This window comes from Phytohabitans aurantiacus, from assembly GCF_027923225.1.
Classification (GTDB): domain Bacteria; phylum Actinomycetota; class Actinomycetes; order Mycobacteriales; family Micromonosporaceae; genus Phytohabitans; species Phytohabitans aurantiacus.
The window spans coordinates 65741-77032 of record NZ_BSDI01000069.1; the positions used below are offsets into that span (position 1 = coordinate 65741).

Sequence of the window (11292 nt, forward strand, 5' to 3'; positions counted from 1 at the left end):
GCAGCATGAGAGGGCATGAAGCTGCTGCTGTGGCCGTTTCACGCGGTCTATCACGGGCTGGTCTGGGTGGCGAACTCGCCGCGTGCGCTCTTCGGTTCGTATCTGGCGATGCTCGCCGTCGGGGGAGCCCTCTACAGCGCGTTCGAGGACAAGGGGCTGGGCGATTCGGTGTGGTGGGCGGTGGTCACCGCTTCCACGGTGGGGTACGGCGACACCTATCCCACGACGGCGGGCGGCCGGGTGCTCGCCGGCCTGCTGATCTCAATCATGGTGCTGCTGGTCATCCCACTGATCACGGCGCACTTCGCCAGCAAGCTCATCGTCGACCGGGACGTCTTCCGGCACGAGGAGCAGGAGGAGATCAAGCAGAACCTGCGGGTGGTGCGCGAACTGGTGGAGCGGCTCAGCGCGGGCAGCGCTGGCCGGCCGGGGGCGGATTGAGGTCGAGCAGGTACTTGTCGACGGCGTCGCTGATGCACCGCGTCTGCGGGTAGGCCGTGTGGCCCTCGCCTTCCCAGGTCAGCACCACGCCCACGCCGAGCATCGAGGCCAGCTTCGCCGTCTGCTCGTACGGGGTGGCCGGGTCGCCGGTGGTGCCCACGACCACGATCGGCGGCGCGCCGGTGGCGGCCCCGGTCGGGTACGGGTCGCGCTTGGCGGGCCAGAACGCGCACGGCAGCATGCCGACGGCGAGCGGCGCCCCGAACAGCGGGTACTTGGCCCGCCACTGGGACTGCGCCGCCCGGATCTGCGACACCTCGGGCGAGACGGGCGCGTCCGCGCAGTTCACGGCGAGGTTGGCGTCGAAGAGGTTGGAGTAACGGCCGCTGTTGTCGCGCTCGGCGTACGAGTCGGCCAGCTCGAAGACCCCGTCGGCGTCACCCTTGGCGAGATCGCCGATGGCCTTGCCCAGCTCTTCCCAGCCCTGCTCGGTGTAGAGCGACGAGATCACCGCGTACAGGACCCAGCCGGAGGTGGCCTCCCGCCCGCCGTTGCCGCGGACCGGTGATGTGCGCGCCTTGTCGATGGCGGTCATGACCGCGGCCCGCGCGTCGGGCGCGATGGGGCACTTGCTGGCGTTGCTCCCGCACCAGGTGGCGAAGTTGCTGAACGCGAGCTCGAAACCCTTGGCCTGGCTCTCCGAGCCGGCCAGCAGGTCCTGGCCCGGGTCGACCGCGCCGTCGAGAACCATCGCCCGGATCTTCTGGGGGAACAGTTGGGCGTACGTGGCGCCGAGCAGCGTGCCGTAGGAGTAACCGAGGTAGGTGAGCTTGTCGTCGCCCACCGCCGTGCGGATCGCGTCCATGTCGCGGGCCGCCTGCTCGGTGGCGTAGAGGCCCAGCTTGTCGCCGTACTTGGCGCCGCAGCCCTGCCCGATGCGCTGGTTGAGCGCCACCAGGCTGTCGAACTCGGCCTGCGTGTCGGGATCGGGGTCGGCGCCGAAGCTGGCGTCGAGGTCGTCGTCGGAGATGCACTCGACGGGGCTCGACCGGTTGACGCCGCGCGGGTCGAACCCGACGATGTCGAACCGGCGCAGGATGTCGTCGGGCAGCCCGCCGTACGTCTCGCCGAACGACAGGTAGACCGCGGTGTCGATGCCGGACGCGCCCGGCCCGCCGGGGTTGACCAGCAGCGAGCCGATGCGGTCGTCCTGGCGGGTGGAACGGGCCCGGATCAGCGCGATCTCGAACGTGCCGGTGCCGCCCGGCGAGGCCCAGTCTTGCGGGACGGCGATGCTGCCGCACTCGTATCGCATGTTTGGCGCACCCCGCCCGACCAGGTCTTCCGGCACATCCGGGCAGGGACGCCAGGTCACCGCCTCGCCCGATCCGGCGGGTGACGGGGTGGCGGTGTCGCCGCCGTTGCGGCCGGTGTTCGGCGCGTACACCGGCACCGTGCAGCCGGCGACCAGGCCGGTCACCAGAAGCACTGCCAGGGCGCGCAGAGTGCGAGACACCGGCACTAGGCTACCGGCTCCGGTTTGGGCCGCCGAGAACCTCGTCGACGTCGAAGCGCAGCGGGCGCTCGAGCTGTTCGTAGGTGCAGGAGCGCGGCTCGCGGTCGGGCCGCCAGCGCAGGAACTGGGCGGTCTGCCGGAACCGCTCGCCCTCCATCGCGTTGTATGCCACCTCGACGACCAGCTCGGGCCGCAGCGGCTCCCAGGCGAGATTCTTGCCGCCGGTCCACCGGCTCACACCGCCCGGGATGCGCTGCGTGCCCTCGTGATCGCCGTGCGCCCACGGGTGGTCGTCGACGTCGCGGTACGGCGCCAGCTCCTCCAGCAGCTCCGCGCGGCGCGCCATCGGGAACGACGCCGAGACGCCCACGTGGTGCAGCGTGCCGGTCTCGTCGTACAGGCCGAGCAGCAGCGAACCCACCACGGGCCCGGACTTGTGCCACCGGAAGCCCGCCACCACCGCGTCGGCCGTGCGAGCGTGCTTGACCTTGAACATCAGGCGCTTGCCGGGCTCGTAGGCGATGTCGGCCGGCTTGGCGATCACCCCGTCGAGCCCCGCGCCCTCGAAGACCTGGAACCACCGCTGCGCGGTGGCGGGGTCCGATGTGGTCGGCGTGACATACACCGGTGCGGCCACGTCTTTCAGTGCGCTCTCCAATGTGGTACGCCGAGCCGCGTACGGAGTGTCGAGATAGGACTCGTCGCCGAGGGCGAGGATGTCGAACGCCACGAACGAGGCGGGAATCTGCTCGGCGAGCAGCTTGACCCGCGAGGCGGCCGGATGGATGCGCTGGCTGAGCAGGTCGAAGTCGAGGCGCGGCGTGCCACCCTCGGTGCGCTGGATGATGACGAGCTCGCCGTCGATCGCCGAGCGCGGCGGCAACTGCGCCTTTGCCTGCTCGACCACCTCGGGGAAGTAGCGCGTGAGCGTCTTGCCGCCCCGGCTGGCCAGCTCGACCTCGTCGCCGTCGCGGAACACGATGCACCGGAAGCCGTCCCACTTCGGCTCGTACGTCATGCCCGGTCCGACCGGAATGTCCGGAATACTCTTCGCCAGCATGGGTTCGACCGGCGGATTCACCCGAAGCTCCACAGGGCAAACACTAGAGCGTGCGTCCGACATACTTCTCCCGTGGCGCGGAGCAGGCGGGGGGCAGACCCGATAACGGAGCAGGTCGACACCGGTGTCGCCGAGCTTCGGCCCGACGTCGACCGGCCGCGGGCCTACACGCTGCTGCTCGACCAGGCGCCGCAGTCGCACGTCGACCTCGACGACCCCACCTACCTCGACTTCGAATACGTGCGCCGGTTCGCGATCGCCGTCGACCTGGCCGCCCCGCCCGGTGAGCCGCTGCGCGTGCTGCACCTCGGCGGCGGCGCGCTGACGCTGCCCCGATACGTGTCCGCCACCCGGCCGGGGTCCACGCAACGGGTCGTGGAGGTCGACGGTGCGCTGGTGGAGCTCGTCCGGCGGGAGCTGCCGTGGGCCCGCGACCCGCGGCTCAAGGTACGGGTCGGCGAGGCGCGGGAGGTTCTCCGGTCACTGCCCGACGCCGCCTACGACCTGATCGTCGGAGACGTCTTCGCCGGCGCCCGCACCCCGGCGCACCTGAGCTCGGTGGAGTTCGCGCACGAGGTGGCCCGGGTCCTCGCTCCGGCTGGCCAGTACCTCGTGAACATGGCCGACGGCCCGCCGCTGGCATATGCGCGGAGCTTGGCCGCGACGGTCCGCGCGGCTCTGCCGCGCACGTGTTTGATCGCCGACAGCGGGGTGCTGAGCGGCCGGCGGTACGGCAATCTGGTGCTCGTCGCGAGCCGTGTCGATCTCCCGATTCCGCAGCTCAGCCGCCGGGTGGTCGGAGACTGGTTCCCTGGCCGGGTGCTGCACGACGCGGAGCTGCGCCGGTTCACCAGCGGAGCCCCGGTGCGCGACGACGCGAGCGCCCGACCATCCAACCCACCACCGTCTTTAACTTTTGGCTCTACCCATTGATCCCTCCTGCGTCCGCAGCCGTACCAGAGCATGGCCGGAGGCTCTACGGTCCGGCCGGCTACACCCTGTGACGTGCGATGGAGGTCTCGATGGTGACGCCGCTGGACACGCTGGTCCGGGTATGTACGCGATAGCCGCGGAGTGGCGTGGTGGCCGAGCGACGGACAGTAGGTCCGCTGTGCCTCCGCAACGGTCGGCCAATCGGTGGCAGGCTATCGACGGAGGGTCGGCGGCGCGCCATGATGAGCGCGTGACGCCACGCCCTGCCCCCGGGCGCCACCAAGCCGGGTCCTCTCCGGCGAACCACGACGACGCTCTGGTTCGCGAGTTGTATGAGGAGCACGCGGGACCGCTCCTGATGTTCGTGCTCCGCCTCACCGGCGGTGACCGCCAGCGGGCCGAAGACATCGTGCAGGAGACGCTCCTGCGCGCGTGGCGCAACGCCCACCGGCTCGGCGCACAGGGACAGGCTTCCCTGCGGCCGTGGCTGGTGACGGTGGCCCGGCGGATCGCGATCGACGACCACCGCAGCGAAAACGCGCGGCCCCCGGAGACGTACGGGCGGGACCTGGAGGCGTTCTCCGAGCCCGACGAGACCGAGCGGGTGCTGCGCCTCATGACGGTGACGGACGCGCTGCGCACGCTCAGCCAGCCGCACCGCGAGATCATCCTAGAGACGTACTTTCGGGGGAAGACTGTGCCTGAAGCGGCGGAAGCCCTGGGCCTGCCGTTGGGCACTGCCAAGTCACGGGTCTACTATGCGCTTCGTGCATTGCGGAGCGCGCTACAGCAACGGGGTGTGACCGGATGAGCCGGGCAGCACACTGGGACGTGGCCGCGTACGCACTTGGCGTGCTCGACGAGCGCGAGGCTGAGAAGTTCGAGGAGCACCTGGCCGGCTGTTGGGCCTGCGCCGGTGAGCTCGAGTCCATGCTGCCCGTCGTCAACCTGCTGTCCGAAGTAGACGGCGAAAACCTGGCGACCGCCGAGCAGTCCCGCTCCGACGGGCGGGTCCTGGACCGGATGATCGTCGAGGTCGGCGCACACCGCAAGCGCGCCCGCACCCGGCAGATCCTCGCCGCCGCGGCGTCCGTCGCCGTGCTCGCGACCGCCAGTGGCGTGTCCCTGTACGCCGGCGGCCAGTTCTTCGGCGGCGGCAACGGCTCGCCGAACGTCTCCGCGCAGGGTGACCCGTCCAACGGTCCCGTCACGCCCAACCCGAACGGTACGGGTGGGCCCGGCATCGGTGGTCCCAACGGTCAGACCGGCGGCGTGAGCGAAGACGGCGAGAAGGTCAGCGCGAGCGACCGCGAGACCGGCGTCGAGGCCGAGTTGCTGCTGGAGACGAAGATCTGGGGCACCAACATCTCGTTCCAGCTGACCAACCTCAAGGGTCCGCGCACCTGCCGGCTCGTGGTGTTCCGGGAGAGCGGCACGAGCGAGGTCCTCAACACCTGGACCGTGCCCCCGTCCGGCTACGGCACCAAGGAAGAGCCGGAGCCGCTGTTGCTGTCGACCACGACGGCCACGCAGCGAAACGACATCGACCGCATCCAGATCCAGTCCGTTACGGACGGGGTCGCGGAGCCGCTCGTGACGGTGGCGCTCTAGCGCGTAGACCGCGCCCATACCTGCACACGCACGGCCGGGCGATCTGGTTCAGGGGTTGGCTGTGAAATTGTCCACCGTCAATCAGGACCGCTGACTCAACTATTTCGGCCGGGCCCACGTACTTCATGTCAGAAGGCCCAAGTGGACGAAAGTAACTGGGAGGGCAAGTGATAACGGGAAAGCGGACCGCTCTCGTCGTGAGCGCTCTGGCAGGTGCCGCCGCACTGGCCCTGGCTGGTTGTGCCCCGACTGGCTACGACCAGAACAATGGCGACCAGGTTGAGGTGGCCAACCAGGCAGCCGCCGCGGGCGAGGCGACTCCGACGCCCGACGCTTCGGAAGGTGCCGAGGACACGGCCGAAGAGCCGACCAAGGAGGTCGCCGCCGAAGACCTCACCACGAAGCTCACCGCCAAGAAGCTCCCTCGGATGGGCACGGTGGTCGTCGACCAGGACGGCTTCACGCTGTACCGCTTCGACAAGGACACGGTCGACCCGGCAGCCAGCAACTGTGTCGACAAGTGCGCGAAGGTGTGGCCGCCGGCCTTCACCGAGGACGGCAAGCCGGACCTGGTGGGCATCGATGACGAGAAGCTCGGCGTCATCACCCGGCCCGACGGCACCAAGCAGCTGACCCTGGGCGACTGGGCGCTGTACCGGTACATCGGCGACACCAAGCCTGGTCAGTGGAAGGGCCAGGGCGTTGGTGGCACGTGGTTCGTGGTGGCTCCGGACGGCAAGCGCAACCTCACCTGCCTGCCGAGCGTCACGCCGAAGGCGGTCGAGCCGCCCGCCGACGACGACTCGAAGGACGGCGGCGAAGACTCCGAGAGCGGCTACAGCTACTAAGGCGTAGAGAAATGACGCGGTGACCGGTCGTAGCCATTGTGGCGGGCCGGGCACCGCGTTTCTCTCTCTCTTTTAAACCGCAGGCATCAGCCGAACGGATGATGCTCCACCGTTGAAGTGGAGCGCCATAAGTTCCCTTTAAATGTCACCTAAGAGTTCCCTATTTTTCGCAGGCGAGATTGACGGTTCTTGGAGCGCCGTTTTACGGTTTCTCCAGCTTCATTGATCGCTTGTTCAAGGTCCGGTTCCCGGGAGGTTTCAGAAGATGTTCAGGGGACGACTCGCGGCACCTGCGACGCGTCGGGCAGCGGCCGTCCTGACCGGGCTGGCCATCGGCGTCCTGGCGATGCCGGTAGCGGCACAGGCGGCGCCCAACACGGTGCTCACCGCGGCCGACAAGAACCTTCTCTCGGCGGTGCGGCTGGCGGGGCTGTGGGAGATGCCCGCGGGCAACATGGCGGTGGAGAAGGGCGGCCGGGTACGGGTACGTGAGGTCGGCGCCGAGATCGCCAAGCAGCACGCCGAGCTCGACAGGCTCGCGGTCGCGGCGGCCAACAAGCTCAACTTCCAACTGCCCAACGAGCCGAACGCCGACCAGCAGAAGTGGCTGGCGGAGATGGAAGAGGCCAAGGCCGGCACCGATTTCGACCAGGTCTTCGTCGACCGGTTGCGTGCCGCGCACGGCAAGATCTTCCCGGTCATCGCCGGCGTGCGCTCGGGTACCCGCAACGACGTCGTGCGCCAGCTCGCGCAGGACACCAACAGGTTCGTGCTCAACCACCTGACCCTGCTGGAGAGCACGGGCCTGGTGAAGTACTCAGACCTGCCTCTGCCGCCCGACCCGAAGGCTTCCCCCAGCCAGGGCAGCGGCTTCCTCAGCAACGCGATCGCCACCGGCTCCGCCAACGGAACTGGCGTGAGCCCCACGGTGATCTGGGTGGTGCTGCTGGTCGCCTTGGTGGCCGGTGGCGTGACGACCTTCAAGTTGTTCCGCCCACGGTAAAGACTTTCCGGAGCGCTCGTGTCGCACTGCCCGCCCGGGCGCCCCGCTCCCCATCGTGTCGGAGAGCCCACGATGGACGGCGCGGGACGCGCACCAGCCGAGGGCGCGGCGCTAGTCCCCCAACTGGCGCACCACAAAAAGGACCCGGAGACCAACACCAGGCGAAGGGAGAGGTCACTGACCAGCCGGGTCTGACATGAGCGCTCTGGAGAGAGCGGCACCGGGACACCCCGTCCGTGTCCCGGTGCTCGCGTCTCTGCACACCCCTTGACGGGGTTCGGGAAGCCTACCAGTCACCTCGCCGCCATGGCAGAGTTTGGTCGTGCATAGGGTGCTGACGCCGCCGGACGGTTACCACCTGGCAGGGTCGGTCGGGCTGCTGCCAATGGGCCAGCACGACCCGTGCGCCCGCTTCGTGGGTGGAGCGTTCTGGTACGCGAGCCGCACACCAGACGGGCCAGGCACGCTCTCGCTGAGCCGCGACGGCACCCGGATCAGCGCGACCGGATACGGCCCGGGCGCGGAATGGCTGCTCGATCGGGCCGACGCCCTGGCCGGCCTGCGCGACGACGTCAGCGGCTTCGCGCACCTCGCCGCCGCGCATCCGCTGGTCGCACGCTTGGCGCGTACGCACGCCGGCCTCCGGCTGCCGGCGACCGGCCAGGTCTTTCCCCGCCTGCTGCGCGCCATCCTCGAGCAGAAGGTCACCGGCAAGGAGGCATACCGCGGATACGCGAAGGCGGTGCGCCACTTCAGCGAGCCGGCACCCGGGCCGGTGGAGCGGTTGTGGCTGCCGCCCGACCCGGAGGTGGTCGCCGCGGCACCGTACTGGGTCTTCCACCCCTTCGGGGTGGAGCAGCGGCGCGCCGACACGGTGCGACGGGCGGCAGCGGCCGCCGCGCGATTGGAAAAATGCACAGACAGTGCGGAGGCCACCACGCGACTCACCGCAATCGCCGGCATCGGTCCGTGGACAGCGGCCGAGGTCGTACGCGTCGTGTTCGGCGACGCCGATGCGGTATCGATCGGCGACTACCACATTCCCAACACCGTGGCCTGGGCATTGGCCGGTGAACCGCGTGGCGACGATGCCAGGATGCTCGCATTGTTGGAGCCATTCCCGGGGCACCGAGGACGCGTTTGTGTGCTGCTGGAAAGAGCGGGAATTGCAGCACCACGGTTCGGGCCGCGGATGCCCATCCGATCGTTCGCACGCTTCTGACCTGCGAAGTTAAAAAATCTTGTCCGGCGCTGAACCCCCGGCATCATCCGAACGGGGGATGCCACAGCGTTGAACGCTTCGGCATAAATTTCTGTTAAGGAAAGTGCGGAAAGCTTAATTCCTTCTTCTCGGCTTGACACCTATCGAGCTGCGCTTTTAGGTTGGGATCGCGGAAAAACGTGGTGCGAACTCGTCGCGAATGTCAATCGTGGGCGTATGTCGGCACCCGTTCCGGACATCGTGTAGCAGAGAGGCAAAACCTCAACTGGACGACGCCTGCCCACCGCGCCGCCCTCGATGAGAAGGAGAAGGTATCCCCACATGCAAAGGTCGGCACAACGGCGCAGCTCGACCATGAGCAGTAGGACCAAGCGCATCATCGGTGTGCTCGCAACGCTCGTGGTGTTCGGCGGCATCATCACCGTGACTCAGGTCTCGTCCGCGCGCGAACGCAACCGGGGGCGCGCACCGGCCGCCGCTTGCCGTCCGGCTCCAAACGGCACGGCGCCGGAGGGCCAGCAGAACGTCACGCAGACTCGCCAGAACGGACGGACGGTCCGCAACTACTGGGGCGACGGCCAGGCGTGTACGGGTACCGGCGCACCGACGACACCGCCCAGCAACAACAACGGCACGCAGGCTCCCAACCAGCCCTCCACGCAGGCGCCGACGACCGCGCCGCCGCCGCTGAACAAGGAGCCGAACACCTGCGCCGAGGGCAGCAACCTGCAGATCCACGACGGTTTCCAGAACGGTCAGCGGTGTGTGGTGACCGAGATGGGTGAGGTCGCCAACGCCGGGGACAACCCGACGCTGCTGATCACGTCAGCGCCGAACAGTGTGCGGGTGAACCAGCCGTTCACGATCCGGGTGTCGACGCGGAACCTGATCCGGGACAGCTTCCTGCCGGCTGGTCAGGGTGGTTACTACGCGCTGCGTTCGGAGCTGAACGATCAGGATCTGGTGCGTGGTCACTTCCACACCGGTTGCCGGATCCTGAACAGCACGCAGGTCGCTCCGGATCCGGAGCCGGCGCCGGCGTTCTTCGTGGCCACTGAGGACAATGGTGGTTCGGACCGGCCGGATGTCATCGAGATCCGGGTGCCGGGTCTGCCGCAGCGCGGTACTTTCCAGTGCGCGGCGTGGGCTGGTGACGGTTCGCACCGTCCGCCGATGATGCAGCGGGCCAACCAGATCCCGGCGTTCGACTCGGTTCGGGTCAACGTCCGATAACGACAGTGGCATTGGCAAGACGCACAGGGAGCACGGGCCGGTCAGCCCGTGCTCCCTGGTGCGGTTAGAAGACCCCCGAAGGAGCTCTCCATGGTGGTTCGCAACCGGCGCCTCGCGGTAGTCGCGATCGGTGCCGCCGTGTTCGGCGCACTCGCCTTCGCGTCGCCCGCCGCGGCCGACGTCACCACCACACCGACCGAGGTGGTACGCGGTGGTGGCGTCAAAATGACGTTCCAGATTCCCGAGGACCGTCCCGGTGTGCACACCACCAAGGTGGATCTGGTGACGCCGCGAGACAGCGTGATCGGTGAGGTGTACCCGATGTCGAACGATGACTGGGCGCCCCAGATCACCACCCGGCGGATCGAGACCCCGGTGGCGGGACTCCACGGTGGACCGTTGAACGAGGTCACCGACCGCGTCACCTGGATCCGCGTCGCCGGCACCCCCGGAAAGCCGATCACACTGCTGGTATCGATGGGGCCGATGCCGGTTCAGGGCGATCAGGTCGTGTTCCAGGTGGTGCAGACATACTCTGACGGCAAGGTCGTCAACCACCCCGGTACCGTCATCAAGCTGATCGGCGAGGCGGTTGAGGGCGGGCACCATGGCGGCGCGGCTCCCGCCACCGAGGACACCGTGGCAGCCGTGCCCGCTTCGTCCACTCAGGACACGGGCAGCTCGTACGGCATCCTGACCGCCGGCCTGCTCGCGGGTCTGGGCCTGGGCGCGGCAGGCTGCTGGCTAGCCTTCCGCCGCCGCACCTCCGCCGACCCATCACCCCCGTCGCCGACGACAAAGTCAAAGGCCGCCAAGCCAAAGGCCGGCGCCGTCCTCTAGCCGCCGCTGCGCAGCGGCCTGTCCCTACGCTGCCTTTTTGCCCGCGCGTGGCGCCCTTGCCCGCGCGTGGCGCCCTTGCCCGCGCGTGGCGCCCTTGCCCGCGCGTGGCGCCCTTGCCGACGGCGGTGGGCAAGGTGGTCTGGCACCGCGTCAAGCCCCGACCCCTGCGGGCAGCCCGGCGCCGCTCGGCGCCGCCCACCGACCAGATTGTCCCGATCCGCGCAGCGGACCTCTCGGGCTGTGAACATCTGTTGCTGCTCCAGCAGCAACAGATGTTCACAGCCCGACCGCGTCGTCTGCCACACCCGCTCCTGGGCCGTACAGAAAACCACGCCAGATCTTGGAGCTCTACCGTCGCGGTGGCGAGTTGTGAGGGTTTGGAGCGCGCGGGGCTTTGACAGGGTGCGCAATGCCTCACTCAACGACGTCGATCAAGGAGATGTCCATCGATCAAGGGCGAACGCGCGCGGAAAGAGATCCAACCGCGTGCGTTCGGCTCTCCTGTCTGATGTGTGGGTCAGGTGGGAGAGTTGCGGCCGGGTAGTGGGGTTTGGTAGCCGCCGAGGTGTAGGCGGGTGAGGGCGA

At 68.6% G+C, this 11292-nt stretch carries 11 protein-coding genes; 9 read left to right on the forward strand and 2 right to left on the reverse strand.

The window, feature by feature from the left end:
- Positions 1-15: 15 nt before the first annotated feature.
- Positions 16-441: a potassium channel family protein gene (locus QMG73_RS40270; RefSeq protein ID WP_281904524.1), complete on the forward strand. Its 426-nt coding sequence runs from the start codon at positions 16-18 to the stop codon at positions 439-441.
- On the opposite strand, the gene QMG73_RS40275 is transcribed toward QMG73_RS40270, so the two are convergent.
- A complete protein-coding gene (locus tag QMG73_RS40275; RefSeq protein WP_407676921.1) occupies positions 404-1963 on the reverse strand; it encodes an alpha/beta hydrolase in 1560 nt (519 codons plus the stop codon). The two genes, QMG73_RS40270 and QMG73_RS40275, sit on opposite strands and share 38 nt — an antisense overlap.
- Positions 1964-1967: 4 nt before the next feature.
- Positions 1968-3050 carry an ATP-dependent DNA ligase gene (locus tag QMG73_RS40280; protein WP_281904529.1) on the reverse strand — a complete coding sequence of 361 codons (1083 nt, stop codon included), beginning with the start codon at positions 3048-3050 and terminating at the stop codon, positions 1968-1970.
- 39 nt (positions 3051-3089) lie between these two features.
- On the opposite strand from QMG73_RS40280, the gene QMG73_RS40285 reads away from it, so the two are divergent.
- The 8 genes from QMG73_RS40285 to QMG73_RS40320 all read left to right on the forward strand — a co-directional run bounded on the left by QMG73_RS40285 (position 3090) and on the right by QMG73_RS40320 (position 10707).
- Positions 3090-3950: a spermidine synthase gene (locus QMG73_RS40285; protein ID WP_281904532.1), complete on the forward strand. Its 861-nt coding sequence runs from the start codon at positions 3090-3092 to the stop codon at positions 3948-3950.
- A gap of 121 nt (positions 3951-4071) precedes the next feature.
- Positions 4072-4761 (forward strand): sigma-70 family RNA polymerase sigma factor, encoded by a 690-nt coding sequence (locus QMG73_RS40290; protein ID WP_281904535.1) that lies wholly within the window; start codon positions 4072-4074, stop codon positions 4759-4761.
- Entirely contained in the window at positions 4758-5561 is an 804-nt protein-coding gene (locus tag QMG73_RS40295) for a zf-HC2 domain-containing protein (protein ID WP_281904536.1), read from the forward strand. The genes QMG73_RS40290 and QMG73_RS40295 overlap by 4 nt, the downstream gene beginning before the upstream one ends.
- A gap of 197 nt (positions 5562-5758) precedes the next feature.
- Positions 5759-6409 (forward strand): hypothetical protein, encoded by a 651-nt coding sequence (locus QMG73_RS40300; RefSeq protein ID WP_309299582.1) that lies wholly within the window; start codon positions 5759-5761, stop codon positions 6407-6409.
- 265 nt (positions 6410-6674) lie between these two features.
- Positions 6675-7412: a DUF4142 domain-containing protein gene (locus QMG73_RS40305; RefSeq protein WP_281904540.1), complete on the forward strand. Its 738-nt coding sequence runs from the start codon at positions 6675-6677 to the stop codon at positions 7410-7412.
- Between the two features lie 322 nt (positions 7413-7734).
- Entirely contained in the window at positions 7735-8634 is a 900-nt protein-coding gene (locus tag QMG73_RS40310; RefSeq protein WP_281904542.1) for a DNA-3-methyladenine glycosylase family protein, read from the forward strand.
- Positions 8635-8988: 354 nt separating this feature from the next.
- Positions 8989-9867 (forward strand): Pecanex-like protein 1, encoded by an 879-nt coding sequence (locus QMG73_RS40315; protein ID WP_281904543.1) that lies wholly within the window; start codon positions 8989-8991, stop codon positions 9865-9867.
- A gap of 90 nt (positions 9868-9957) precedes the next feature.
- Positions 9958-10707 carry a DUF1775 domain-containing protein gene (locus QMG73_RS40320; RefSeq protein ID WP_281904544.1) on the forward strand — a complete coding sequence of 250 codons (750 nt, stop codon included), beginning with the start codon at positions 9958-9960 and terminating at the stop codon, positions 10705-10707.
- Positions 10708-11292: the final 585 nt, after the last annotated feature.

Bases quoted from the DNA above. Each gene is read 5' to 3' on its own strand.
- QMG73_RS40270 (WP_281904524.1), top strand. From the start codon at position 16: ATGAAGCTGCTGCTGTGGCCGTTTCACGCGGTCTATCACGGGCTGGTC.
- QMG73_RS40290 (WP_281904535.1), top strand. From the start codon at position 4,072: ATGTACGCGATAGCCGCGGAGTGGCGTGGTGGCCGAGCGACGGACAGT.
- QMG73_RS40295 (WP_281904536.1), top strand. From the start codon at position 4,758: ATGAGCCGGGCAGCACACTGGGACGTGGCCGCGTACGCACTTGGCGTG.
- QMG73_RS40305 (WP_281904540.1), top strand. From the start codon at position 6,675: ATGTTCAGGGGACGACTCGCGGCACCTGCGACGCGTCGGGCAGCGGCC.
- QMG73_RS40315 (WP_281904543.1), top strand. From the start codon at position 8,989: ATGAGCAGTAGGACCAAGCGCATCATCGGTGTGCTCGCAACGCTCGTG.
- QMG73_RS40320 (WP_281904544.1), top strand. From the start codon at position 9,958: ATGGTGGTTCGCAACCGGCGCCTCGCGGTAGTCGCGATCGGTGCCGCC.